General features: G+C 39.0%; 25 protein-coding genes and 1 pseudogene (1 of these 26 only partly in view). 17 read left to right on the plus strand and 9 right to left on the minus strand.

The annotated features are described in order from the left end of the window. The 4 genes from IGL31_RS02020 to IGL31_RS02035 all read right to left on the minus strand — a co-directional run. Positions 1 to 347 carry the 5' portion of a glutathione peroxidase gene (locus IGL31_RS02020; RefSeq protein WP_002289440.1) on the minus strand. 124 nt of this gene lie to the left of the window's left edge, so the window shows 347 of its 471 coding nt (coding positions 1-347); its start codon is at positions 345 to 347; its stop codon lies beyond the left edge, outside the window. Between the two features lie 158 nt (positions 348 to 505). Next, a complete protein-coding gene (locus IGL31_RS02025; protein ID WP_002289439.1) occupies positions 506 to 964 on the minus strand; it encodes an S-ribosylhomocysteine lyase in 459 nt (152 codons plus the stop codon). A gap of 171 nt (positions 965 to 1,135) precedes the next feature. Next, positions 1,136 to 2,281 carry a cystathionine gamma-synthase gene (locus IGL31_RS02030; RefSeq protein WP_002289438.1) on the minus strand — a complete coding sequence of 382 codons (1,146 nt, stop codon included), beginning with the start codon at positions 2,279 to 2,281 and terminating at the stop codon, positions 1,136 to 1,138. Positions 2,282 to 2,293: 12 nt separating this feature from the next. Then, entirely contained in the window at positions 2,294 to 3,211 is a 918-nt protein-coding gene (locus IGL31_RS02035) for a PLP-dependent cysteine synthase family protein (protein WP_002297881.1), read from the minus strand. 427 nt (positions 3,212 to 3,638) lie between these two features. On the opposite strand from IGL31_RS02035, the gene efp reads away from it, so the two are divergent. The 14 genes and pseudogenes from efp to IGL31_RS02105 all read left to right on the plus strand — a co-directional run bounded on the left by efp (position 3,639) and on the right by IGL31_RS02105 (position 17,264). Further along, complete coding sequence (gene efp / locus IGL31_RS02040) at positions 3,639 to 4,202, plus strand: elongation factor P (RefSeq protein WP_002289434.1); 564 nt, start codon at positions 3,639 to 3,641, stop codon at positions 4,200 to 4,202. Positions 4,203 to 4,304: 102 nt separating this feature from the next. Continuing rightward, the gene (locus tag IGL31_RS02045; protein WP_002294348.1) at positions 4,305 to 4,475 is read left to right on the plus strand and encodes a hypothetical protein; all 171 of its coding nucleotides are present in this window, start codon (positions 4,305 to 4,307) and stop codon (positions 4,473 to 4,475) included. Between the two features lie 214 nt (positions 4,476 to 4,689). Then, complete coding sequence (gene lysA, locus IGL31_RS02050; protein WP_002286883.1) at positions 4,690 to 5,949, plus strand: diaminopimelate decarboxylase; 1,260 nt, start codon at positions 4,690 to 4,692, stop codon at positions 5,947 to 5,949. Then, positions 5,936 to 6,736 (plus strand): diaminopimelate epimerase, encoded by an 801-nt coding sequence (dapF, locus tag IGL31_RS02055; protein ID WP_002294349.1) that lies wholly within the window; start codon positions 5,936 to 5,938, stop codon positions 6,734 to 6,736. The genes lysA and dapF overlap by 14 nt, the downstream gene beginning before the upstream one ends. A gap of 2 nt (positions 6,737 to 6,738) precedes the next feature. Then, positions 6,739 to 7,620, plus strand: a complete 882-nt coding sequence (dapA, locus tag IGL31_RS02060) for a 4-hydroxy-tetrahydrodipicolinate synthase (protein WP_002297885.1) — start codon at positions 6,739 to 6,741, stop codon at positions 7,618 to 7,620. Further along, positions 7,617 to 8,333: a 4-hydroxy-tetrahydrodipicolinate reductase gene (gene dapB / locus IGL31_RS02065; protein WP_002297887.1), complete on the plus strand. Its 717-nt coding sequence runs from the start codon at positions 7,617 to 7,619 to the stop codon at positions 8,331 to 8,333. Before dapA ends, dapB begins: the two co-directional genes overlap by 4 nt. A 5-nt stretch (positions 8,334 to 8,338) precedes the next feature. Beyond that, positions 8,339 to 9,034 (plus strand): 2,3,4,5-tetrahydropyridine-2,6-dicarboxylate N-acetyltransferase, encoded by a 696-nt coding sequence (gene dapD / locus IGL31_RS02070; RefSeq protein WP_002301230.1) that lies wholly within the window; start codon positions 8,339 to 8,341, stop codon positions 9,032 to 9,034. Positions 9,035 to 9,049: 15 nt separating this feature from the next. Then, positions 9,050 to 10,051, plus strand: a complete 1,002-nt coding sequence (locus tag IGL31_RS02075) for an aspartate-semialdehyde dehydrogenase (RefSeq protein ID WP_002286873.1) — start codon at positions 9,050 to 9,052, stop codon at positions 10,049 to 10,051. 8 nt (positions 10,052 to 10,059) lie between these two features. After that, on the plus strand, positions 10,060 to 11,409 hold the full coding sequence (locus IGL31_RS02080) for an aspartate kinase (protein ID WP_002304192.1): 1,350 nt from the start codon (positions 10,060 to 10,062) through the stop codon (positions 11,407 to 11,409). Further along, positions 11,369 to 12,520, plus strand: coding sequence for a M20 family metallopeptidase (locus IGL31_RS02085; protein ID WP_002294351.1), 1,152 nt, complete (start codon positions 11,369 to 11,371; stop codon positions 12,518 to 12,520). Before IGL31_RS02080 ends, IGL31_RS02085 begins: the two co-directional genes overlap by 41 nt. Continuing rightward, positions 12,495 to 13,664: a pyridoxal phosphate-dependent aminotransferase gene (locus tag IGL31_RS02090; protein ID WP_086299879.1), complete on the plus strand. Its 1,170-nt coding sequence runs from the start codon at positions 12,495 to 12,497 to the stop codon at positions 13,662 to 13,664. Before IGL31_RS02085 ends, IGL31_RS02090 begins: the two co-directional genes overlap by 26 nt. Before the next feature lie 175 nt (positions 13,665 to 13,839). Next, positions 13,840 to 15,219: an FAD-dependent oxidoreductase gene (locus tag IGL31_RS02095; protein ID WP_002286868.1), complete on the plus strand. Its 1,380-nt coding sequence runs from the start codon at positions 13,840 to 13,842 to the stop codon at positions 15,217 to 15,219. Between the two features lie 403 nt (positions 15,220 to 15,622). Further along, positions 15,623 to 16,378: pseudogene (locus IGL31_RS02100) on the plus strand (IS3-like element ISEfa10 family transposase); the annotation flags it as partial. Positions 16,379 to 16,595: 217 nt separating this feature from the next. Continuing rightward, positions 16,596 to 17,264, plus strand: coding sequence for a DUF421 domain-containing protein (locus IGL31_RS02105; RefSeq protein ID WP_002293693.1), 669 nt, complete (start codon positions 16,596 to 16,598; stop codon positions 17,262 to 17,264). Positions 17,265 to 17,459: 195 nt separating this feature from the next. Here IGL31_RS02105 and IGL31_RS02110 read toward each other — a convergent pair whose 3' ends face one another. The 5 genes from IGL31_RS02110 to IGL31_RS02130 form a co-directional block, all read right to left on the minus strand. Further along, positions 17,460 to 17,846 (minus strand): hypothetical protein, encoded by a 387-nt coding sequence (locus tag IGL31_RS02110; RefSeq protein WP_002293692.1) that lies wholly within the window; start codon positions 17,844 to 17,846, stop codon positions 17,460 to 17,462. Beyond that, entirely contained in the window at positions 17,818 to 19,200 is a 1,383-nt protein-coding gene (locus IGL31_RS02115) for a Y-family DNA polymerase (RefSeq protein ID WP_086299878.1), read from the minus strand. Before IGL31_RS02115 ends, IGL31_RS02110 begins: the two co-directional genes overlap by 29 nt. A 155-nt stretch (positions 19,201 to 19,355) precedes the next feature. After that, positions 19,356 to 20,543, minus strand: coding sequence for a galactokinase (locus tag IGL31_RS02120; RefSeq protein ID WP_086299877.1), 1,188 nt, complete (start codon positions 20,541 to 20,543; stop codon positions 19,356 to 19,358). Between the two features lie 6 nt (positions 20,544 to 20,549). Then, positions 20,550 to 21,581 (minus strand): aldose epimerase family protein, encoded by a 1,032-nt coding sequence (locus tag IGL31_RS02125; protein ID WP_002325138.1) that lies wholly within the window; start codon positions 21,579 to 21,581, stop codon positions 20,550 to 20,552. 15 nt (positions 21,582 to 21,596) lie between these two features. Then, positions 21,597 to 23,051 carry a glycoside-pentoside-hexuronide (GPH):cation symporter gene (locus IGL31_RS02130; protein ID WP_002293689.1) on the minus strand — a complete coding sequence of 485 codons (1,455 nt, stop codon included), beginning with the start codon at positions 23,049 to 23,051 and terminating at the stop codon, positions 21,597 to 21,599. Positions 23,052 to 23,225: 174 nt separating this feature from the next. Here IGL31_RS02130 and IGL31_RS02135 point away from each other — a divergent pair, with 174 nt between their 5' ends. The 3 genes from IGL31_RS02135 (at position 23,226) to IGL31_RS02145 (ending at position 25,066) form a co-directional block, all read left to right on the plus strand. Then, entirely contained in the window at positions 23,226 to 24,131 is a 906-nt protein-coding gene (locus IGL31_RS02135) for an AraC family transcriptional regulator (RefSeq protein ID WP_002286852.1), read from the plus strand. Between the two features lie 90 nt (positions 24,132 to 24,221). After that, entirely contained in the window at positions 24,222 to 24,899 is a 678-nt protein-coding gene (locus IGL31_RS02140) for an NAD(P)H-dependent oxidoreductase (protein WP_002286851.1), read from the plus strand. Continuing rightward, a complete protein-coding gene (locus IGL31_RS02145; protein WP_002286849.1) occupies positions 24,896 to 25,066 on the plus strand; it encodes a hypothetical protein in 171 nt (56 codons plus the stop codon). The genes IGL31_RS02140 and IGL31_RS02145 overlap by 4 nt, the downstream gene beginning before the upstream one ends. Positions 25,067 to 25,105 lie beyond the last annotated feature (39 nt).

Raw genomic sequence — 25,105 nt, forward strand, 5'->3', positions numbered from 1 at the left:
ACAGTACCAGGAGCTTCATTTTTAAGATAAGTAAAAAGAGGATCTGTATTTTCTCCATTTACGTCAATCAATTGATGCATAGGGAAGGTAACGCCATAAGTGGTTTTACAAGCTTCTGCTGCTTCAGTCGCTGAATCTAGCTCTTGTTTAAATTGATTGGAAGGAAAGCCTAAGATAACCAGACCTTGTGTCTGATAAGCTTGGTAAAGTTCTTCTAATTGTTTAAATTGAGGTGCTAGACCGCATTTTGTTGCAGTGTTAACAATGATTATCGGTTTGCCTGCATATTTTTTCAATGAATAGACAGTGCCGTCTTCTAAAGTAGTTTCAAAATTATAAATAGACATAAAGTTTTCTCCTTTCTATTTTATATAATAAAAAGAGCGCTAAACTGAAAACTAGCTATTTGTTTTCCCGTTTAGAACTCTTTTCAGACAATAAATATTTAATAAAATACGAAGATAAGATAGCTATATTGCTTCTCATCTTTACGTTCTTTTAGAAACTATGCTTCTACTTCAGACCATTCATCGCGTTTTGCTAAAAATTCACGAGCCAAAGCTTGTGCACCTTCTAGTGTATGGCTGGCAGCCCAGCCACATTGTGTTTCATTGCTTGCAGGTACTTCAGTAGCTTCAAGAACATCTTTCATTGTTGCTTCAAGAACATCTAAAATGTCTTCGTAGCTTTCATGATTCAATACAGTCAAGTAAAAGCCTGTTTGGCATCCCATTGGAGACCAGTCTACGATGTAATCTGCGTGATTGCGGATTAGTTCGGCAGTCAAGTGCTCAAGTGAATGTAGACTTGGCATGTCCATGTGTTCTTTATTTGGTTGTTTAAAGCGGACGTCGTATTTAATGATGACATCGCCATGCGCACCCGTTTTTCGATCAGCTACACGTACATAAGGTGCTTTGACTTTTGTATGGTCAAGATTAAAACTTTCGACATTCATTCTCATTTGTAAGACTCCTATCTGTTTGTTCATTCGTTTTGATGCTTTTCACTAAAGAATTATTTAGTGAAAAGCATCAAAAACGTCTTTCTACTTGATTCTAACACTTATCGTTTCCAAGGTGTAGCAATCTGAAATATTTTTTAGATTTTTCTGCTAAGTCGTTTATTGGGACTTCTAGTTCTTGATTCTGTCAAATGCCTGAGCTAAATCGTTTATGAGATCCTGACCATACTCAATTCCTACAGAAAGACGGATCAAGCCGTCCTTTATGCCAGCCTCTTCTCGTTTTTCTTTTGGAATAGACGCATGAGTCATGACAGAAGGAATTTCCACTAAACTTTCTACGCCACCTAAACTTTCTGCTAAAGTAAATAGTTGGAGTGATTCAACAAATGGAATAGCAGATTCTTCATTTTTTAAAGTAAAAGAAATCATTCCGCTAAAGCCGCTCATCTGCTGCTTAGCAACTCCATGGAGTTCATGATCGGGTAATCCTGGATAGTAGACCTTTTCTACTGCTGGATGAGAAAATAGAAAATCAGCTACCACAAAAGCATTTTTTTGATGTTCCTCCATACGAACACTTAGTGTCTTGATTCCGCGCTGAAGTAACCAGCTATCTTGGGGACCAAGTACGGCTCCGATAGCATTTTGGTAAAATCCGATCTGATCGGCTAGATCTTTATGGTTAGAAGTCACTAAACCAGCTACTACATCGCTGTGTCCGCCTAGATATTTGGTACCGCTATGGACAACGATATCAGAACCGAGATCTAAAGGTCTTTGAAAATAAGGAGTAGCAAATGTATTGTCAGCAATAACTATCAATCCATGTTGATGAGCCAGAGTGGCACTTTTTTCTAAATCAGTAATCTTTAGAAGCGGATTGCTAGGTGTTTCAAGATAAAGTGCTTTTGTATTGGGTTTGATGGATTGTTCTATTTTATCAAGATTACTCGTATCTATGATCGTGTACTCGAGACCATTTTTAGTAAGAACTTTGTCAAATAGACGGAATGTTCCTCCATAGACATCATCTCCTAATAAGATATGATCGCCAGCTTGAAAAAGAGAAAAAACGGCATGAATCCCAGAAAGACCAGAAGAAAAAGCGAATCCTCGAACACCGCCTTCCAAATCAGCAATCAGTTCTTCCAATGCAAAACGAGTAGGATTACCAGATCTTGAATATTCATATTGTTTAGGCTGGCCGACGCCATCTTGCCGATAAGTGGATGTTTGATAAATAGGTACACTGACAGCTCCTGTTGTGGGATCTTCACTGATGCCTCCGTGGATCAATTTTGTTTGAATGTGCATGTTTCTTTCCTCCTATAAGTAAATGTTTTTTGATAAATAGCGGTCTGCTGCGTCTGGAAAAATCGTAACGACACGATGACCAGGTGGTAAACGACGAATTTCTCTTAATGCTGCTGCAAAAGCCGCACCACTCGAACTTCCAACTAATAGTCCTTGTTCTCGTGCTAACTGCCTAGTATGGTTAAACCCTTCTACATCAGAGATTGTCTCGATCTGATTGATTGAAAGGGGAGAAAGAAACGGCGGAATGAATTCTACACCGATACCCTCAATTTCGTGAGGGGCTGGATCACCACCATTTAACACAGAGCCCTCTGGTTCTACACCGATTATTCGAATGTCGGGATATTTTTCTTTCAAAAAGGTAGAAGTTCCAGCAAAGGTTCCACCACTCCCAATTCCTGCTACAAAACTATGGATATTTTCTTTGATTTCATGAAAGATTTCTGGCCCTAACGTATGATAGTAAGCAGCAGGATTATCTTTATTTTCAAATTGAAGAGGCAGATAGCTGTTTGATATCTCCTCTGCAAGTTTTTTACTTTTGCTGATGGCACCGATGATTCCTTGCTCACTAGGAGAATGGATGATCTTTGCTCCCAATGCTTTCATCAATTGTTGTTTTTCTAAGCTAAACTTCTCTGGAACAACAAAAACCGTTCTTAATTTGTATGTGAGTGCGGCCAGAGCGATCCCAATTCCTGTATTTCCGGCAGTTGGTTCGATGATCGTCGTTTTTTCATTGATTTTTCCTTGGGCAAATCCTTCTTTGATCAAATAACTGCCCAATCTATCTTTGATACTTCCTCCAGGATTTAAATATTCTAGTTTTGCATAAATAGCAGAACCTTTAGGCATAGAATAGTGCTGATTGTCAAAGCGATAAAGCGGTGTGGAACCAATAGCTTCTGTAATTGTCGAGATAATCATATGGGCCTCCTAAAAAAAGATAATAAAAAAAGGAGCTGACTATTAAATCAGCTCCTTGAAAGACATAGAGAAAAATTGAGTAGATAAAAAGATAAGTTACCTGGTACTCATTCTATGAAGGGCAATTAATAGACATGACAAATAGTATGCTGCTTTTATGCACCATACAACAGCAACGATTCAATTGTTTTTGGTTGCTGACTGTCATGTGTATCCCTCCAAGTAAAATTTTTATTAACGATAGCATGAAAAAAAATAAAAGTCAAAGGCTTGAAAGAAAAAAATATTTCGATAGCATCGTTTACCCGTGTTTATTTTTCTGACAAATAGGCATGAGACCTTAAAAGATAGAGAATACTCTAGTTTTCTGGCCGGTTGTCTGATACAATAAAGTTGATTATGATAAAGAAAAGAAGGAGCAAAAATAATGATCTCAGCAAGTGATTTAAGAGCCGGTATGACTTTCGTACAAGACGGCAAACTGATTAAAGTTCTGGATGCAAGCCACCATAAACCTGGTAAAGGAAATACAGTTATGCGTATGAAACTGAAAGATGTCCGTTCAGGTGCAACATACGACACAACGTTCAGACCAGAAGAAAAATTTGAAAAAGCACATATCGACACAAAACCTGTACAATATTTGTACACGATGGATGATACAGCTTTCTTCATGGATTTGGAAACATATGAGCAATATGAAATTCCTGTAGAAACAGTAGAAGAAGAAATGAAATATATCCTAGAAAACATGGAAGTAAAAATCCAATTCTTCGGTAGCGAAGTCATCGGCGTTCAATTACCAACAACTGTCGTATTACGTGTTGTGGAAACACAACCTTCCATCAAAGGTGCAACAGTCACTGGTTCAGGTAAACCAGCGACAATGGAAACTGGCTTAGTAGTCAATGTTCCTGACTTCATCGAAACAGATGAATTGTTGGAAATCAATACAGCAGAAGGTTCTTATGTAAAACGTGCATCAAAATAATGAGCTGACGAATTGATAAGAAGTTGAAAAACATAGCTTGACCTCTTGAAAGGCAGATCATCGGATCTGCCTTTCAAGAGGTTTTTTTGTGGAATCAGCAAATTGAAAAATAAAAAAGTATTTGATTTTATTTATATTTTGAAAGATGAATGGCAAAAGCTAGAGAAAGAAGAAACTGCACTTATTTATGAAGAAATTGAAATGATTCATAAAATTGAAAATATCCGAACTATTCCGAACTATATTGAAGCGAAAATATTTTTTCATCACTAAATAGTGTTGAATTTATGTTTTTATGTATAAATAGCTTCTAATAGTTCGGGTATTTTGTTTTTATAACCATTTTTATTCTTATTTTTAAAAAAATATTTCGAAATATACTAGACAATTCAGAAAATTTTGTTTAATATTATTCCAATAAAATTCAAATCTTTATCAAATGAAATTCCAATAAAAACGGAAAAAAAGTGAAAAGAGGAATGAAAAAATGACAGAATTGATAATTGGCGGAGTCACAGCAAGCACATTGGCAGAAAAGTATAAGACACCTCTGTATGTGTATGATGAAGAAAAGATGAGACAAACGATGCTGTCATTCAAGCGAGGCTTTGTATCGAAACGTTTTGATACAAAAGTACTTTACGCCTCTAAAGCATTCCAAACGATTGAGATGCTGCATTTAGTTCGTGAATATGGATTCGGGCTAGATGTTGTCAGTGGTGGGGAAATCTATACCGCTTTGCAAGCTGATTTTCCTAGAGATACTATCTACTTCCATGGTAACAACAAGACGCCAGAGGAACTAATCTATGCACTTGAAAATGATTTGTTGCATATTGTTGCCGATAATTTGATGGAAGTTGAATTATTAGCAGAATTAAGCCAACGCTATTTAAAAAAAATCTGTATCATGCTTCGGTTGAATGTCGGAGTAGAAGCACATACTCATGAATATATCGTCACTGCGCATATTGATTCAAAATTCGGCATGAGCTATGAAAGTAAAGAGTGCCAACAAGCCCTTCAGTTGATAAAAGAAAGCAGCTATCTAGAGTTAGAAGGATTTCATGCTCATATCGGGTCACAAATTTTTGATGTTACTGCTTGGTTAGCTGAAATCGACAAATTGACGAATTACTTAACCGATTTTGACCAACCTCTTTCCTTGAATCTTGGCGGAGGGTTTGGGATTCGTTATACACAAAATGATCAGCCAATCCCAGTCGAAGAGGCACTAAAAAAACTGATTGAATATACGGAAGAAGCTTTGGAAAAACGAAAACTGACCATTCGTCAATTACTGATCGAACCGGGTAGAAGTATTGTTGGAGAAGCTGGTACAACACTATACACGATTGGTTTCATCAAAAAGACACCACATAAAAAATATTACTTTGTAGATGGCGGGATGACAGATAATATCCGTCCAGCTCTGTATCAGGCAGAATACGATTGTGATTTAGCAGCAAAACTGTCGGAAGAAAAAACAGAGAAAGTGACGATTGCAGGAAAAATGTGTGAATCAGGCGATGTGGTAATTAAAGAAGCTTATTTGCCGAAAGCAGAATCGGGTGATCTTTTAGCTGTTTATTCCACGGGAGCTTATGGATACTCGATGAGCAGCAACTACAATCGAGCGACACGACCAGCAGTTGTTTTTGTCAATAATGGCCAATCAAGACTGATTGTTCGCAGACAAGCATTTTCTGATCTACTAAGGGGGGAAGTTTCCTATGATCCTTCATAAATATAATGGCTGCGGAAATGATTTTATCTTATTAGATTACGCAGAAGACACAGATTATAGTCAATTAGCCGCTTCTTTATGCACAAAAGAAAAATATGATACAGACGGATTGATCGCCGTAAAAATCGATCCGTTGGAAATGATCTATTACAACAAAGATGGCAGCCGCGCGCCGATGTGCGGAAATGGCATTCGCTGTTTTGCTCGATACGTAAATGATCAGAACATGATGAATGAACAGGAATTCAACGTAGAGACATTAGCAGGCACAAGAAAAATTACGGTGTTGGATCCCTCACCTTTTTATTGCAGCGTAGATATGGGAGTGCCAGATGATTCTCCGGAAAAAATCAAAGCTAATCAAACTTATCCAATAAAAAACCAGGAAATAGAGATCAATGGTGAAAAAGTAACGATCACTAGTTTATTTTTAGGAACGATTCATACTGTTGTTTTTGTTGAAAATGCGCGTGAGGAAGTCTGGAGAAAAAGAGGTGAACTGATCTGTCATCATCCTTTGTTCAAAGAAAAAACCAATGTCAACTTTGTAGAAGTAGTCAATGAACAAGAATTGATCGTCCGTACCTATGAAAGAGGAGTAGGTTGGACACTTGCTTGCGGTACAGGTTGCTGTGCCTCTTATGTGGTTGCTAAGGAAACTGGGAAAATTTCAGCAGATCAGGTAGTTGTTCACTTGGAACAAGGAGACTTGATGATCTCTGGTGAGGATGCGATACAAATGGCTGGCCCAGCAGTTCATGAATGGACAAGAATATTGGAGGAATGAAGATGATAAAAGGTTCGATCGTGGCGCTGATCACGCCGATGAATGAAGAGGGATCAGTAGATTATGCTGGTTTGGAAAAATTGATCCAATTCCATTTAGATGAACAAACAGACGGATTATTAGTTTTAGGTACAACAGGAGAATCTTCTACGCTCACACAATCTGAGGAGGAGCAGATCCTTCAACTGACAGTAAAGAAAGTGGCTGGCCGTGTGCCGGTGATTGCAGGAGCTGGAACGAATAATACGAAAGAAACGATTGAAAAAGCGAAGCATTTTGCTTCTTTGGGGGCAGACGCACTTTTGGTCATCACCCCTTACTACAACAAAACAAGTGATGCAGGACTAGCTGCTCATTTTACAGCAATTGCAGAAGCCTCACCGATTCCGCTTATTTTGTATAATGTTCCTTCTAGAACAGGCATGTCGATTCCAATCCATGTATTAGTAAATTTAGCAGAACATCCTAATATCATTGGTTTGAAAGAAGCCTCAGGAGATATGGCTTATGTGATGGATGCCGCTCGGTTGATTGGAAAAGAATTCTTCCTTTACAGTGGAAATGATGATTTGATCCTACCAGTAATGAGTGTAGGAGGAAGCGGTGTAATAAGTGTATGGGCGAATATCCAACCTAAAATAGTCCATGAATTAGTAAAAGATACGCAGGACGGAAGATGGCAGCAAGCAAAAGAAAAGCAATTAAATGCACTTGAACTGATCCATGCCTTGTTCAGTGAGACCAATCCTATTCCTGTCAAAGCAGCCATGTCATTATTAGACTTACCTTCCGGACCTCTACGCCTGCCTTTAGTTTCTCTTTCAAAAGAGAAAAAGAAACAATTAGCTCAGCTTTTGTTAAAAGAAAGGACGGGTGAAAAATGAGAATCGGACTGATTGGCAGTGGACAGATGGGAGACAGAGTCGAAGAAGTTGCACAAGAAAGAGGAGATACGATCCTTCTTTTACAGACGTCACCTAAAGAAGCAACTACGCTTGTTTTTCCGGAACTGCCAGAAATGCTTATTGATTTTTCTCATCCAGATAATTTAGAGAAAATCCTTTCGTATAGCTTATCATATCAACTTCCGTTAGTCATTGGCACGACAGGTTATACACAATCACAGTTCCAAGAAATAAAAGAACATGCCAAACATGTACCTGTGATGTATAGTGCTAATTTTTCGTTCGGCATCATGGTGATGAATCAACTAATCAAGCAAGCAGCTGCAATGTTGCAAGGCTGGCAGATCGAACTGATTGAAAAACATCATAGTCGTAAAAAAGATGCACCATCTGGTACTGCAAATATGCTGCTTCAAACAATCCAAGAAGTGCAAAAGCTGCAGCCCGTATACAACTGGCAAGGGAAAAAAAGAGAAGAAAACCAAATTGGTGTACACAGTATTCGTGCAGGTTCTTTACCTGGTGAACATGATGTATTGTTTGCTGCTACTGATGAAATATTTACGATCAAACATGAATCTTTTTCTAATCGAATCTTTGCTGCAGGCGCAGTAGAAGCAGCGGACTGGTTGAAAGATCAGTCACCAGGTTATTACAAATTAGAAGATTTATTAATGGACAAAGGGGTGTAAAAAACGTGGAAGCTCAAGAAATCATCCGCTACATTCAAACGGCATCTAAAAAGACGCCTGTGAAAGTCTATCTGAATGTAACCGAGCCAATCGAATTTAAAGAAAGTAAAGTTTTTGGTGAAGGAAGCAGCTTCGTTGTTTTTGGTGACTATGAGACGATTGCTCCGGTTTTAGAAGCTGAATCAGAAAAAATCATTGAAATCGAAATCGAAACTGCTGCAAGATACAGCGCAGTTCCTTTGCTAGATATTAAAAAAATTAATGCTCGTATCGAACCAGGTGCTATTATCAGAGATCAAGTGTCAATCGGCAACAATGCCGTGATCATGATGGGAGCGATTATCAATATTGGTGCAGTAATCGGTGAAAACACGATGATTGATATGGGTGCTGTCTTAGGTGGACGAGCGACAGTGGGCAAAAACTGCCATATTGGTGCAGGAGCTGTCTTAGCAGGTGTGATCGAACCAGCATCGGCCAAACCGGTTATCGTAGAAGACGGCGTACTGGTAGGTGCGAATGCAGTGATTGTTGAAGGTGTCCATATCGGAAAAGATGCAGTCGTGGCAGCAGGAGCAGTGGTTTTAGAAGATGTGGCAGCAGGCACTGTTGTCGGTGGAATACCTGCACGTGTATTAAAAATAAGTGATGATCAGACAAAAGAAAATACAGCATTGATTGCTGCGTTACGCGAATTATAGAGGAGATGGAGAAAAATGCGCGAAATAGATACCTGTATTGTGGGGGCAACCGGATTAGTCGGCCAAACGATGCTCAAAGTGTTAGAAGAATATGATTTTCCAGTAGGACGATTGAAATTATTAGCTTCAAAACGTTCAGCCGGTAAAGTTTGTGTATTCAAGAAAAAGAAACACACTGTACAGGAATTGACAGAAACTTCATTTGAAGGATATGATTTAGCGCTATTTTCTGCAGGTGCTTCTGTATCCAAAGAGTTTGCGCCAATCGCACGAAGTCAGGGACTATTTGTCATAGATAATTCCTCAGCATGGCGGGAAGATTCGGATATTCCATTAATCGTTCCAGAGGTCAATCTGGAAGACTATACATTGAATCGGCTGATTGCAAATCCAAATTGTTCAACCATTCAAGCGGTACTTCCGCTTAAAGCTTTACAAGAAGCCTTTGGTATCCAGCGAGTCAATTATTCGACCTATCAAGCAGTTTCTGGTTCCGGGCAAAAAGGCATTGAAGATCTTCATCGTACGCAAAATGACGAGGAACCAGTTTTGTATCCTTATAATATTAGCCAAACGGTGATTCCGGAAATCGATCAGCCTTTGGAAAATGGGTATACAAAAGAAGAACAGAAAATGATAAATGAGACCCGTAAGATTCTGCATCAGCCTGCTTTGCCAGTATCAGCAACCTGCGTACGTGTGCCAATCGAAAATGGACATGGAGTCTCTGTGGCAGTTCAACTGCAAAAAGAGTTTACGACGGAAGAAATTAGAGAGTGTCTCAGCCAGTTTCCAGGGATTCAATTAGAAGATGATCTAGCAGCACATAAATATCCGACGAGCATTCTTGCTAGAGGAACAGATATGGTTTATGTTGGGAGGATCAGAAAAGACACTTCTTTAGAGAACGGATTGTTGTTCTATACGACTGCCGATAACATACGCAAAGGAGCCGCTGCGAATGCCGTACAGATTGCTGCAGCTTTAATGCAGAAAATAGCGGAGGTGGCAAGATGAGTAATACGCTGAAAGTAGCGAAATTCGGCGGAACATCGATGTCTCATGAAGAGCAATTCAAAAAAGTCCGTACAATTGTTCTTTCAGATCCCAATCGCCAAGTGATCGTTGTTTCTGCTTTAGGCAAACGTACGTCAGATGATGACAAAGTAACAGACTTACTTTATTTGATTTATGCTTACCTTCAGCATCATGTTGATTGGACACCCCTTTGGAAAAGGATTTGTGATCGTTTCATTCAAGTAAGAGATGTTCTTGCCCTGCAGTTACCTATTGAAGATGAACTAGCACGCATACAGAAACAACTGGAAGACGAAAAGATAACTGAAGATTATTTAGTAAGTAGAGGTGAATATCTGACTGCTCAACTGATGGCTGAGTATCTTGGTTACCAGTTTATTGACGCAAAAGACCTGATTTTCTTTGACTATGATGGGAAAATCGATCAGGAAAAAACAGCACAGGAAATCACAAAAGCATTTAAAAGATATCCGAAAATGGTTGTTCCAGGGTTTTACGGGGCGAACCCTGCAGGAAAAGAAAAATTATTGGGCCGTGGGGGAAGCGACATTACCGGCGCGATACTGGCGAAGATGTTGCAAGCGGAAAGTTATGAGAATTGGACGGATGTTTCAGGAATCATGATGGCTGATCCGCGAATCATCGATCATCCTAAAATCATCGAGGAAATCTCTTTTAGAGAACTGAGAGAGATGGCTTATATGGGGGCTAACGTTCTTCATGAAGCAGCTGTTTTCCCAGTTCAAGAGGCTGATATCCCCATCCAAATAAAAAATACCAATGATCCTTTCGCTCAAGGGACAAAAATATCGAATCACGAAATAGAAAAGGAAAATGGACTGACAGGAATAGCTGGACGCAAGGATTTTCTTTCCATCACTTTATTCAAACGACATATGTCCGATGAAATCGGGTTTATCTGGAAAGCAATGAGCATTTTTGCTAAACATGAGATATCAATCGAACATATTCCTTCAGGGATCGACAATATCGGAGTGATCGTCTCGGCAGAAGCGATTGCCGATAAATTATTTCTCATCACGAAAGAATTAAAAGAAACACTTGGCGTGGAAGAAATCGTCGTGATCGAAGACTTAGCTTTGATCTCTGTCGTTGGGGGTCCGCATAAAGAATTGATTGGATTATCTGGGAAAGTGTTATCGATATTGAACAAATTAGAAATTCGCACATCGATCTTATCACAAGGAGCACAGGAGTTGAATCTGATCATCGGTGTACCGAATAATCAATATGAAACAGTAGTGAAGGGTATCTATGAAGGGATGGTGAATACGGATGCTGAAAGAATATCGAATGGCACTCCATCAAATTCCTGAAATCGGATTTCATGAATTCAAGACAAAAAAATATTTATATGAACAAGTAAAAAACAGCGGGGCCGTTATCCATGAAATCGGCGAAACAGGACTACTCCTTTATTTTGATAATCAACAAGAAGAAACGATTGCTTTTCGAACAGATATCGATGCACTGCCAGTCAAAGAAGAAACGAATCTCTCTTTTGCTTCTAAGCATGAAGGGTATATGCATGCATGTGGTCATGACGGACATATGGCGATGCTTTTAGGGTTGACTGACTTTATAACTAAACACATTGAGGATCTTATTTATAATGTAGTACTGATCTATCAGCCATCAGAAGAAATTTCCGGTGGCGCACAAAGCGTTATTCAGTCAGGATTGTTGGATAAATATGAAGTACAAGCAATATTTGGCTTTCATCTATGGCCTGGACTAGCTAAGGGAGAAGTTTTCTCTCGACCAGGACCTTTGATGGCACAAAGCAGTGAAACAGACATTATCATTAAAGGCCAGTCTGCACATATTGCTTCTAGTGAAAAAGGAATCGATAGTCTGGAGGCAGCTGTACGATTTTTGAAGAATGTTTATGATTTTGACCGTCAATTACCGGCAGAGTGGAATCATCTAATGAAATTTGGCCAAATCCAAGGTGGAACGATCCGAAATGTTTTAGCTGGAGAAGTTATTGTATCCGGAAGTATCCGTTCTTACAGTTCAGATATGCAAAATTATTTGAAGAGGGGATTAGACCATTTAGCAGAACAGTTTCACTCTACAGCTACTATTTCTTTTCGCTATAATGACGGCTATCCAGCTGTAATCAACCATAGAGGCTTATATGCAGCACTGTTAGATTCAAACAAACTACATGAATTAGATGCTCCAGTTCTTCAAGCCGAAGATTTTGGCATATATACGCAACAATATCCATGTGTATTTTTCTTTTTAGGTGTCGGTGATACCCCTGCTTTACATGATCCGACGTTCGATTTTGATATGGATGTTTTAGAAAATGGTGTAGAATGGTACAAAACGATTCTTTTTACAGAAAATCTTCTTGTAAAAATCGATAGCAGTTCAAAAGAGGAGCGAGTAAATAATGATGAATTTATCCAATCGATTTAGTCCCAGGCTTTCTAGAATAGAAGTATCAAAAATACGACAATTCGATCAGCAAATATCGTCGATACCAGATGTGATCAAACTCACCCTGGGAGAATCGGATTTTCCAACTCCTGAACATGTCAAGCAAGCAGGAATAGCAGCGATCGAAGAAGACTTTTCTCACTATACCGGAATGAGAGGATTAGAGGAACTGCGGGAAGCTGCTTGTATGTTTCAGCAGCAGCGTTATGGACTAACTTATGATCCGCAAACGGAAGTTTTGACGACGGTTGGTGCAACGGAAGCGATTGCCTCTGCATTGTTATCTGTTTTGGAAGAAGGAGACAAGGTTCTTATTCCAGCGCCTGCTTATTCAGGATATCAGCCATTAGTGGAACTAGCTGGTGCTGAATTGATCCCGATAGATACTTCTGACACAGGGTTTGTCTGTCAGCCGGAACAATTTGAACGAGCATTTGAACAATATGGATCAGCTGTCAAAGCAGTCATTTTAAACTATCCTAACAATCCTACTGGGACGACATTGTCTGCAAAACAATTGAAAGCAATCGCTGAGGTTTTAAAAAAATATCCGGTATTTGTTATAAGTGATGAAGTATATGCTGAATTGACTTATAGTGGAACGCATATGTCCATAGCTACTTATCTTCCAGAACAAACAATCATGATAAGCGGGTTATCCAAGTCACATGCGATGACTGGTTGGCGAGTGGGCTTTATTTTTGCTCAAAAAGCCCTTATTGACGAACTAATTAAAGTCCATCAATATCTGGTGACTGCCGCTACAACGATGGCGCAAAAAGCTGCGGCTGAAGCGCTAATAAATGGGGTGAAAGATAGCGAGAATATGAAAGAGCAATATCAAACACGAAGAGACTATCTGGTCCAGCAATTGGCGCCTTTAGGATTTGAAGTGACCCAGCCAAACGGTGCATTTTACTTGTTTTGCAAACTCCCAGCTGCCATTCAAACTGACTCTTGGCAGTTTTGTGTAGAATTAGCGGAACAGGCAAAAGTTGCGTGTATCCCAGGAATTGCATTTGGCCCAGAAGGAGAAGGTTATATCCGGATTTCTTATGCTAGCAGCATGGAAAAATTACATGAGGCCTGCAAACGGATCAAAGACTTTTTAACAGAACAGTGATTCATAGATTTTATCAAAAAAAACAATCGTTAATTTTGCGGTATATTCTGCAAGGAGACGATTGTTTTTTAAATTTAGTTCAAATGAACGCGTTTCTTTTGATTCATAACTAATGTAATGTTAAGTTTAAATTGTTTAGAATGATTTTAAAAGAATATTCAAGGAGGTTTCATCAATGGAAAAAATCAAAGTTGTCATTGTAGGTGCATCTCATGGAGGGCATCAATCGATCTTGGAACTATTGACACGATACGGTGAAAATGTAGATATCACGCTATTTGAAGCAGGAGACTATATTTCCTTCATGTCATGTGGTATGGAGCTGTATTTAGAAGACAAGGTAACAGATGTAAATGATGTACGTAATTTCAGACCAGAAAACTTTCCGCAATCCAATGTTCATATTTTAAATAATCACGAAGTAAAAACGATCGATGCCGATAAAAAAACAGTAACGGTTACTAGCGCATCAGATAACGAAACAAAAGAATATCCTTATGACAAATTGATTTTGAGTTCTGGTGTCAAACCAAACAATCTGCCAGTACCAGGAGCAGATCTAGAAAATGTCTACTTGATGCGTGGATACAATTGGGCAACCAAAATCAAAGAAAAATTAAATGATCCGGCTATTAAAAAAATCGCTGTCGTAGGTGCGGGTTACATTGGGATCGAAGCAGCAGAAGCAAGCCGAAAAGCTGGGAAAGAAGTCGTATTGCTTGATGTGATCGATAGACCTTTAGGCACTTATTTAGATGCTGAGATGACAGATATTTTAGAACAACACCTAAATGAAAACGGTATTGAAGTTTTGACAAATGCAAAAATCGAAGCTTTTACTGGTAACGGAAAAGTTGAGGCAATCAAAACAAGTGAAAAAGAAATCCCAGCAGATCTGGTCATTCAAGCTGCCGGTGTGAAGGCAAATACAGAATGGTTAAAAGGGATCGTTGACTTAGATGAACGTGGCTGGATCCAAACAAATGAATACTTGCAAACGAATCTTCCAGATGTGTATGCAGTAGGAGATGCTACACTTGCTTATTCTATCCCAGCCCGCAAAAAAATGCCGATCGCTTTAGCGACTGTTGCACGTAGAGAAGCACGTTATGTAGTAAAACATCTTTTTGAAGAAGTACCAAACAAACCGTTCGGCGGAGTCGTAGGTTCCTCTGCATTAAGTGTCTTTGACTATCATTTTGCAGCAAGCGGATTGAATAGCTTTACAGCAGCAAAAGCAGGAGTAGATGTACGAGTGTCTTATTATGAAGATACGTTACGACCAAAATATGTACCAGAAGAACAAGGAAATCCAAAAGTGTCCATCCAATTATTCTCGGATCCAATGACCCATCAATTGCTAGGAGGAGCAGTATTATCTACCTATGATGTTACAGGTCAAGGAAATGTATTGGCACTAGCGATCCAAAACAAACTGACTTTAGAAGAACTAGCAGAAGCTGACTTCTTCTTCCAGCCAGGCTTTGACCGACAATGGAGCATGTTGAATCTAGCCGCTCAACAAGCGTTAGGAGAAGAACCATTTGTAGAATAAGAAAACGAAATATTTGAAAAGAGGTTGTGACAGAAGTGGTCAGCTTCAAGAAATAAGAAGGAATTCACGAAAATCGTTTCTCAAATTTTTGTGAAATTTCGGCTTATTTTTCGAAGAAGTTACTTCTGGAACACCGTGAGTCAGAGGTTGTGAAAAAGCTGCCTTGCATCAAGTAATAAGAACAGCCAAGTAAAAACAGCTTCTTATGTTTTTAACTTGGCTGGACTTATTACCGCAGATGCAAGCTTTTGAACACCGTTTATTTTCAAAAAAGGGACTGTGACACGATTTGTGTACCGATCCCCAAAAGTTAGACCAAAAAATCTAACTTTTGGAGGTCGGTATTTTTTATGGTTAAATATACTTTTGAACTTAAATTAAAGATCGTTCATGATTATTTGGATGGCAAAGGCGATTGGACCGTAAAAATCCAGATCAAGAGATTGAAGCGGAAATGCTTAAAATTCGGGAGAAGCACAAGGATTATGGCTGTTTACGGATGACCAATGAACTAAGAAACCGCGGTTTCTCTATCAATAAAAAGAAAGTTCAGCGCCTGATCAAGAAGCTAGGAATAAAAGTAACGGCATACACACGTAAATCACGGCGCTACAATTCTTATCGAGGACAAGTCGGAGCAGTAGCCCAAAATCGGATCCATCGTCGTTTCTACACCAGTATCTGCCATCAGAAAATCACGACGGATACAACTGAATTTAAATACCATGAAGTGGATGCCAAAGGCATTATCCGTCAAAAGAAATTGTATCTAGATCCTTTTATGGATATGTTCAATAGTGAGATTTTATCCTATCGTATCTCTGAAAAGCCCAATGCATTAGCGGTAATGGAAGGTTTGGAGGAAGCTATCCAGACCACTAACGATTGTCCCTATCGTCGTACGTTTCACTCAGATCAAGGTTGGGCGTATCAAATGAAAGCTTATAGAAACAAATTGAAGGAGTACAAAATCTTTCAAAGCATGTCTCGGAAAGGGAACTGCTTAGATAATTCACTTATGGAGAATTTTTTTGGCTTATTAAAACAAGAGATTTTTCACGGGAAAGTTTATAACTGTTTCGTGGAATTAAAATCAGCCATCGATAGCTATATCTATTACTACAATAATGAACGGATAAAACAGAAATTAAACTGGTAAAGTCCCGTCCAATTTCGTAAAACAACCGTAACGGTTGTGTAAAAATATCATTTTAGAGCATGAAAAAAGGAGTGGATTTCTCCACTCCAAAAAAATCTAACTTTTGGGGGTCACTACAGTGTTTTAGTAAAAGGATACATTTCTTCCTTGTATATTCCATGCGTGTTCGTGAGAAAGCATATATAATTTAATTAACAGATAGTTAGGGGGAGAAAAAATGATTTTTTCAATTACAATGAAACTGGTATTCGGGTTGATCGGTTTATTATTAGTGGTACGTTTGCTTGGGAAGAAATCCATGTCAGAAATCACACCGTTTGATTTAGTCTATACGCTTGTTTTAGGTGGGATCTTAGAAGAATCAACCTATGATGACAATGTCCATGTAGGGCATGTCCTATTTGCCATTGCGCTTTGGGCAGTAATGATTTATGGTATCGAACGTATCGTCCAAAAAAATGAAAAGGTCAATCGTTGGGTCAAAGGCGAGCCATCTGTTCTAATCAAAGACGGCGTCATCAACATGACAGAGTTGACAAATAACCATATCGAGATGGAGCAGTTGCGAGCAATCTTAAGACAGCAGGAATGCTTTTCTCTTGAAAATGCCAAACATGTTATCCTAGAGAATGCTGGTCAAATGAGTGTATTGAAAAAATCAGATGAAGACAAAGCTTTATCGATCTTGCTTGTAGATGAAGGGCAAATTCAGCATAAAGTGCTTCAGTCCAATCAATTGACTGAAGCATGGCTTATGGAGAACTTGAAGAAAGAAGGCTATGCAGATGTAAAACAGCTGATTTATGTTGAATGGTCAGAAGAAAAAGGGCTCTACATACTAAATAAAGAAGACGTCATGCATGAATCTTACCGAATAGATGGATAGACAGAGGTTGTGAAACCAGCGCCTTGGATTGTTACTCAAAACTAAGCGACTTTTTCACAACCTCTGATATCTAATATACGTTGTTCCAGAAGTTGCTTCTTCGAAAAATAAGCCAAAATTCCACAAAAATTTAAGAAGCAATTTTCGAAAAATCCTTTCTTATTTTTTGAAGTTGATCACTTCTGTCACAACCTCTCATGTCACAAACCATTTTTTTGTTTCCTTTAACTCAATATACCGTACGTCTTCCCACAATATCGGCTGATGGTCAATCATAAAGTAATCTTCATAGGCTTCACCAATGAAGTGCCCTTCGACCTCATCCAAGAGTCTTCCAAATTCATCTTTTAAATTGAGCTGAATGATTACTGCTTTACGAGATAAAAAGGCTTCTGTCAGTATACTATCGATTTCTTGCAATGTCATTTGTTGTTTAGGAAGAGGCTGTTTGCGTGCTTCTTCTTCATTTTTTTTGATACCGTTGACTAGTTCTTCCATCGCAAAAGCAGTCCCCCATTTTAATCCAAATGGCCGATCTCGATACTCGTTATAGTCAATGAATTTTTTTGCTGTCCGTCTCATCTTTTCCACCTTCTAATCCACTCATACCACCTGCATGCCCGCCAACGAGAGAACTACGTGCGATGGCGCGTCCTCCTTGCAAGAGACTATGCGCATGGATGATTGATTGAAAGCCGTATTTTTTTCTAATCGTATCGACAACAAAATCAACTTTCGCTTCATTTATATGCTTTTCAGGATCTTCAAAAAGGTTAAGCTGTAAACCTGTCGCGTATACGAGGTCGGAACAGTTCACGCCTACACGCCGAATATCCTGGTAGTGGTAATGCTGGTGGAAAATGGTCAATAAAGCATCTGCTAGATCTCTGCTAGCATTTGTCGCTTCGATTTTCATTTGCTGGTGAAACCCGGTCTTGCCATTTGGATCAAGATAGCCTAAAGAGTATCCTACCCATAAGCTGACTACTTGTGTTTTTGCTGCAGATCGTCTCAAGCGAGTGCCGACTTGATCGGCCATTTCTTTGATAACGATCTCGATTTCTTCTCGTCTTGTATAATCTCTATCTAGGATTTGACTATTTCCGATACTTTTTGATTTTGGTGTATATTCTTGTCCCAAAAAACTTCGATCGATCCCCCAAGCATGGGCATAAAGCTGAGTACCGATGACCCCTAGCTTGCTTTTCAAGTGATAATAATCCGCGTGAGCTAAATCATAAACAGAATGTATACCCATTTGTTTCAGACGTTTTGCTGTTCGTTTGCCGATTCCCCAAAAGTCAGTGATATCTGAGATTTTCCATAACTTTTCTGGTACATCTTCATAACGCCATTCAGCAAACATTTGTTTTCCGTCTTTTGAGCCATTGTCTAAGGCTAGTTTAGCAAGTAGCGGGTTATCGCCAATTCCTATAGTCGTGTAGATTCCGGTCTGCTCAAACACATCTTTATGGATCAGTTTAGCCATGTCGTACGCATTTGTTTTACCAAAGAGTGCCATGCTATTTGTTACATCAAGGAAGCTTTCATCGACGGAATAGACATGATGGTTCGCTTCGTCTGCATATTTTTTATAGATAGAATTGATTTCTCTGTTCTTTTCCATATAATAGGCCATCCTTGGGGCAACAATATATAAATCACTTGGATAGGGGAAGGGAAGATCTCTGGCACGGCTGATATTGGTGATGCCGTAAGCTTTTTTTGCTGCAGGACTGGAAGCCAAGATTAATCCGCTACCCCGTGTTTCTGTCGAATCGGACGGATAGGACATGACTACTAATTTAGTTGTAAGGGGATCAAGATCCTTTTCAACGCACTCTACGGAGGCGTAAAAAGATTTGCAGTCAATACATAAAATATCTCTTGAAGGTTCTTTTTCATAAACAAATACCGGATTTTGATTCGCCCACATAACAATCACCTCTTCAACACAATTAGAACACATGTTCTCTTTCCGTGTCAATAAAAAACAGCAATTTTCAAATACGAGCAAAAGGCTCACATTTGAAAATTGCTGAGAGGTTATTTTTATCTATTTGTTTTTAGCTGAGATCGTTGATTTTTTTATCAAACATGAACAGCTTCTGGATCGATCTTTGTTGTCCCATTTCCAATGTGTGCAACATAAAATTCCGGAGCATAGCCGACAACTTTCATGTATTCATCATAGACATTGTTTTTGAAGGCAGGTATATTTTCTTCTTTGACAAGAGCAATCGCACAGCCACCAAATCCAGCTCCTGTCATTCGTGCACCTAAGACACCTTCTTGTTTTTGAGCAGCATCTACTAGTGTATCTAATTCGATCCCAGTTACTTCATAATCATAGCGAAGAGAGTGGTGAGAATCATTTAACAGTTGACCAAATGCTTCTAAGTTCCCAGCTTCTAATTCAGCTTTTGCCTTCAAAGTCCGCTGATTTTCAGAAACGGCATGGCGAGCTCTGCGTATCAATGTATCATCGCCGATTTGGTCAATAGTTGATTCAAATTCTTCTTCATCTAAGTCTCCTAAAGAAGAGATAGGCAAAGTTTTTTGCAAACGTGCCAAGGCTTCTTCGCATTCGCTGCGGCGTTCATTGTATTTTGAATCTGCCAATTCCCGCCGCTTATTCGTATTCATGATGACGATTGCATAACCATCTAGTTTCACTGGGACCATTTCGTATTTCAGCGTATTTGTATCTAATAAGATTGCATGATCTAGCTCACCGAAGCCGATGGCAAACTGATCCATGATACCTGAATTGACACCGATGAATTCATTTTCTACTTTTTTACCTGTTTGGACTAGTTCCAAGCGATCTGTTTTTAAATCAAACAGATCTTCTAATACAACACCTACCAATAATTCTAATGAAGCGCTACTGGAAAGTCCTGCACCATTAGGGATTGTTCCTTCCACTAACAACTCAAACCCATGATCGATTGAGTGTCCAGCTTCTTTTAATTTAAGGACCATTCCTTTTACGTAATTTGCCCAGTTTGCTTTTTTATCATATTCTAGCTCATCTAAAGTAAAACTAATGACACCGATATCGTCAAAGTTTGTGGAATAAACTAATATTTTATTATCGTCTCGAGGTGCTGCTACACCTTGCGTTCCATAAGTGATGGAAGCGGGGAAGACATGGCCTCCATTGTAATCTGTGTGTTCACCAATCAAATTGATGCGTCCTGGTGAGAAGTATTGTGTAGTTTTTTTAGGTCCGAATATTTCGGCAAATTTTGTGTTTAAGCTTCTTTTGATTTCCATGATGAGTTATTCCTTTCTTGTTTTGATTTTGAATTCTGTCACTGTTTCAAATACTGATCCGGCTTTTAAATGAATCGAACCAAATGCTGAGAAGCGCTCTGCACCTGGAGCTGTTTGAGTCTCAAATGTGATGCCACCGTGATGTGCCAGTTTTCGGTTGCGCATTTCTGGTGTTTCTGTGCCGAAATTTGCAGTGAAAATAACCACACTAGAAGCATCTGTAGCAATATCTACTTGGATTCTTTTATCGGGGCTAGTCAAGCGAGCGGCTTCTTTATCCAAGCCGGTTTCTTTTAAGAAAAATGGATGATCGATTCCGTCAACAAGATTTTTTTGATCCAAATCACTAGCAAAAACGGACGCTAATTTTTTAGGTATTTGAAAATCGAAAGCACTTCCTGCAGTATTTTCTTTTACCCCTATAGGAATACTATCTGTTCGCAAAGGAGCATAAGCTTCGCTATTGAGCCAAAGCTCATGTTGATCGATTGATTGAGAAGCATCTCCCGTCAAGTTGAAGTAAACATGATTTGTCGGATTGAATAAAGTATCTTGGTCACTGGTGCCGCGAGAGGTCACTCGCCAGATATTATCTTGTGTCAAAGTATAGCGGATTTCCACATCCATTGTACCTGGAAAACCATGTTCTCCGTCGGGACTTGTAGTAGTAAAAATGACAGAAGCTTCATTTTCGCCATTCAAAATGACATAAGACCATTTTTTTAATTCAAATCCAGGAGCACCACCATGCAAATTATGTCCAGTTTTTGGATCTGTGGCTAATTGGTAAGTTTTTCCATTGAGAGAAAAGCGGCCATTTTCGATTCTCCCTGCGGTGCGACCGATAGAAGCACCGATATACGGATCTTTTTCGATATATTCTTCAGCGGTGTCAAATCCCAAAACTAATTCTCGATCATTTGATTTTAAACTGACGATTCTAGCACCTAAATCAGAGATAGAAAGTGCTAGCTTGTTTTTGTTCTCCAAGGTTATCAAGTGATAACCTTGGCCAAAATCTTTTTCTGTAATCTTCATTTTCAAGATCCTTTCTTAATGGGAAGGAACTACTGCATCGTGAAGTTCATCTTCCATTGTATCAGCTGGAGCCAATTTGTTTTCCAATTCCTCAACGATTTGTGCATGTTTTTTCTCTGTCAATGTAATCTTCCAAGCAAAAATAATAGCGGAGAAAATCATCAAAGCAGCAGGAGCATAGAATGCATAAGCTTTGAAAGTCGTTACGCCATGAGCAGTGATATCAGCAGCAGTAGCATTACCAGTCATCCCAGAAGCGATAGCGACAAACCCTACGATCCCGTTAGACAAAGCACCAGCGATTTTATCTAGTAAAGGGCGAATTGATAGAGTAACAGCTTCGTTACGGATACCATTTTTCCATTGACCATATTCAACAGAGTCTGTGATCGTCATCAAAGCGGATAAGAAAATCAATTGTTGAGGGAAGTAGAACAATACTAGCCCGATGATAACGATTGGCAAACTTGAACCTGCGATCGTAAAGAAAAAGTAAGAAGAAATCATCATTGCGATCCCTCCAAGGTAAACGTAGCGACGAGAGATGACGCGTGTAAGCATTGGGAATAGTGGAACAGCTACTAAACCAAGTAAGGCAGCAACTAGACCAACGATCCAAAATTCAGTTGGTTGGCCAAGTACATATTTGAAGAAGTAGAATAATACGGCAGTTGTTGCTACATTGGCAATCGCATAAGCGATATAAGCAAGGGCAAGCCACATCAACTGATCATTTTGAGCAACTGCTTTGAACACATCTTTGATCCCAGCTTTTTCATTTTGCTGACGGATCGCAGTATCGACTTCTTTTGTGCCCAAGGCAGTGATAATCGCAGTACCGCCTGAAATAACAGCAGCAATCACACCGAACCAGAACCAGCCTGAAGCGCCTTCAATATGTTTATGAGTAACAAGATAGGTAAAGAAAGTAACGATAGGGACAACGACTAGAGTAGTACCATTTGCACCTAGAGAAGAGCCGAAACGAGCAAACGTAGCAAATTTTTCACGTTCCTTTGTTTCCGTACTCAAAGCTGGAATCATTGACCAAAAAGCGATATCCTTAAATGAATAAAAACTATCCAATAAGATGAAAACGATTGCAAATAATATGATAAATAAAGTCGTATTATGAGTAGCTAAGCCAAAGAAATTGGTAAAGATTGCTACCAAGAGTACGGAACTAACAACGCCGCCGATAACTAACCATGGTTTGAATTTACCGTATTTTGTACGAGTATTATCGATGATGCCACCAATCAAAGGATCAAAAATAATTTCAACTAAGCGGATACCTACAACTAAGCTTGTAACTGTAGCAATCATTTTTGCATTCGTTGCCTTATCTGTTCCTGCGAACATCTGGCTTGTCACGAATACCATAAAATAAGTGCTTAATGTAACATAGAATGTGTCGTGTCCAAAAGCGCCTAAAGCGTAGGACACACGTTGGATCATTTTGCTTTTCATAATCTGTATTCCTCTCCTGTTCAATATATAATACTAAGTAAACCGGTTACAACGAATAACAAAGATCTTTTAATGACTTAAACTTAACAAGAAATCGCTTCCTTTTTAATATATTTCTGTGACTTTTATTTAACTTTTTGTTGCATTATACTAAAGGAGTAAGGAGGGATAGACGTGGAGCAATCGATTTTTTTAAAAAAGGAACATCAACAAGTAGAAAAAGAATTGTATTTTGATTTTTGTGGTTTCTCTAAAACGATGCCGTTTCATTCTTTTGGTCCTGCTATTCGCAATGATTACATTCTGCATGTCGTGATGGAAGGCAAAGGATCTTATCATGTGAAAAATCAACAATTCCAATTGAAAAAAGGTGATCTGTTCTTGATTCGTCCAGGAGACTCGACGTTTTACTTATCAGATGGAGAAGATCCGTGGATGTATTGCTGGCTTTCATTTGGTGGGAGTGCTGCAGAAGAAATCATTCGGCAGTCGCTTTTCAGAGAAGACCAATACACGATGGTCTCTTCTGACATACAAAAATATATCGACATTATTTTAGAATGCATGAAAGATACGGAAGAAACCTTGGAAAATGAATTACAGTTAACAGCATTAACCTACCGTTTTTTATCAGTCCTTTTAAAAGATGGCGGAAAGGTCAGCGGTGGTGTACAAAAGGTTCATTCCTCTTTAGCTGTTGAAACAGTCAAATACATCGAGGCACATTATGCTGAAAAATTGTCTGTTGAGGAAATCGCCCAGCATTTAGCGGTCAATCGGAGCCATTTGTCGCGAGTATTCAAAAATCATATGGGAACCAGTATCAAGGAATATTTGATCGGGGTACGGATCAATCGAGGGGCGTTTCTTCTTTCTCTGACGGATGAATCCGTGGAAAGTATTGCCTATCAAGTAGGGTTCAATAGTCTAGTCGTATTTAGCCGAATGTTCAAAAAGAGTACCGGAGAAACGGCTACGAACTATCGTAAACGTATGAAAAACGAAAATTTTAAGAATATTGCTTTGGATACCTTGAAAAAACAGTTGGAAAAACAAACCGCAGTTTCTTGGACAACCTGATTAGTCTGGTTAAAATGACAAGCATCGGCAAAAGAAACTTGTGGCGGTTATGCTACACTGTAAAGCGAAGACTAAAAAGGAGGAAAAGGGATGCGTACACTTATCATCATTAGCCATCCAACGATCGAAGAATCTTTAAATCAGCAATTTTTCAAAGAAGCTTCTGCTGGTTTACCAGCTACTTGGCATCATTTGGAATCAAGTTATCCAGACGGAAAAATAGATATAGAGACTGAACTACAGCTCTTGGCCCAGCATGATCGGATCATTTTCCAGTTTCCGTTTTACTGGTATAGTTCTCCTGCTCATTTAAAAATTTGGCAAGATAATGTCTTGGAACGAGCAGCACATGTATTAAAAGGGAAAGAACTAGGAATCGTATTGACAACAGGTGTGGCGGAAAAAGAATACCAAGCTGGAGGAAAAGAAGAATATACGATTTCCGAATTTTTGAGGCCGTATCAGCGAATCGCAAATAAATTCCATATGACCTATCTTCCGCCATTCGTTTTAGCACAATTTATGTATTTATCCCAGGAAAAACGTTGGGAGAAGCTAATTGCTTATCAGCAGTATCTCTCATTGGAAGGCAAACCATCGCTGACTCAGCGGATTGACTGGTTTATTCAAAGAGTACAGGAAAATCAGAAAATGCAGGAAGAAGAATCTGAAAAACAAGCATATATCGTAGAAGCACTGACTGAGGCAAAAGAGCAGATCGAAGACTTGACCTTTACACTGCAAGAAATGAAAGGAACTTCATTATGACAAATGATTGGCTGATCCAACAATTAGATGAATTAAGCGAAAAATCAGAATATCAAGACCGTGCGCTCTTATATGAAATAAAGAAACTGATGGCTGAGATAGACGAACGAACAATGCAGCTGCAAGGAGAAATCGACGGACAATCTTGGAATCATCTCAACTGGTGAAATTTTCTTATAAATAACAAAGATAAAAATGTGCACAGC

It is taken from the genome of Enterococcus sp. MSG3290 (assembly GCF_050555565.1).
Taxonomy (GTDB): domain Bacteria; phylum Bacillota; class Bacilli; order Lactobacillales; family Enterococcaceae; genus Enterococcus_B; species Enterococcus_B faecium.

Bases quoted from the DNA above. Each gene is read 5' to 3' on its own strand.
- IGL31_RS02075 (WP_002286873.1), top strand. From the start codon at position 9,050: ATGCGCGAAATAGATACCTGTATTGTGGGGGCAACCGGATTAGTCGGC.
- IGL31_RS02105 (WP_002293693.1), top strand. From the start codon at position 16,596: ATGATTTTTTCAATTACAATGAAACTGGTATTCGGGTTGATCGGTTTA.
- IGL31_RS02140 (WP_002286851.1), top strand. From the start codon at position 24,222: ATGCGTACACTTATCATCATTAGCCATCCAACGATCGAAGAATCTTTA.
- efp (WP_002289434.1), top strand. From the start codon at position 3,639: ATGATCTCAGCAAGTGATTTAAGAGCCGGTATGACTTTCGTACAAGAC.
- lysA (WP_002286883.1), top strand. From the start codon at position 4,690: ATGACAGAATTGATAATTGGCGGAGTCACAGCAAGCACATTGGCAGAA.
- IGL31_RS02145 (WP_002286849.1), top strand. From the start codon at position 24,896: ATGACAAATGATTGGCTGATCCAACAATTAGATGAATTAAGCGAAAAA.
- IGL31_RS02035 (WP_002297881.1), bottom strand. From the start codon at position 3,211: ATGATTATCTCGACAATTACAGAAGCTATTGGTTCCACACCGCTTTAT.
- IGL31_RS02120 (WP_086299877.1), bottom strand. From the start codon at position 20,543: ATGGAAATCAAAAGAAGCTTAAACACAAAATTTGCCGAAATATTCGGA.
- dapF (WP_002294349.1), top strand. From the start codon at position 5,936: ATGATCCTTCATAAATATAATGGCTGCGGAAATGATTTTATCTTATTA.
- IGL31_RS02125 (WP_002325138.1), bottom strand. From the start codon at position 21,581: ATGAAGATTACAGAAAAAGATTTTGGCCAAGGTTATCACTTGATAACC.
- IGL31_RS02025 (WP_002289439.1), bottom strand. From the start codon at position 964: ATGAGAATGAATGTCGAAAGTTTTAATCTTGACCATACAAAAGTCAAA.
- IGL31_RS02110 (WP_002293692.1), bottom strand. From the start codon at position 17,846: ATGAGACGGACAGCAAAAAAATTCATTGACTATAACGAGTATCGAGAT.
- IGL31_RS02095 (WP_002286868.1), top strand. From the start codon at position 13,840: ATGGAAAAAATCAAAGTTGTCATTGTAGGTGCATCTCATGGAGGGCAT.
- IGL31_RS02085 (WP_002294351.1), top strand. From the start codon at position 11,369: ATGCTGAAAGAATATCGAATGGCACTCCATCAAATTCCTGAAATCGGA.
- dapB (WP_002297887.1), top strand. From the start codon at position 7,617: ATGAGAATCGGACTGATTGGCAGTGGACAGATGGGAGACAGAGTCGAA.
- IGL31_RS02030 (WP_002289438.1), bottom strand. From the start codon at position 2,281: ATGCACATTCAAACAAAATTGATCCACGGAGGCATCAGTGAAGATCCC.
- IGL31_RS02090 (WP_086299879.1), top strand. From the start codon at position 12,495: ATGATGAATTTATCCAATCGATTTAGTCCCAGGCTTTCTAGAATAGAA.
- dapA (WP_002297885.1), top strand. From the start codon at position 6,739: ATGATAAAAGGTTCGATCGTGGCGCTGATCACGCCGATGAATGAAGAG.
- IGL31_RS02130 (WP_002293689.1), bottom strand. From the start codon at position 23,051: ATGAAAAGCAAAATGATCCAACGTGTGTCCTACGCTTTAGGCGCTTTT.
- IGL31_RS02115 (WP_086299878.1), bottom strand. From the start codon at position 19,200: ATGTGGGCGAATCAAAATCCGGTATTTGTTTATGAAAAAGAACCTTCA.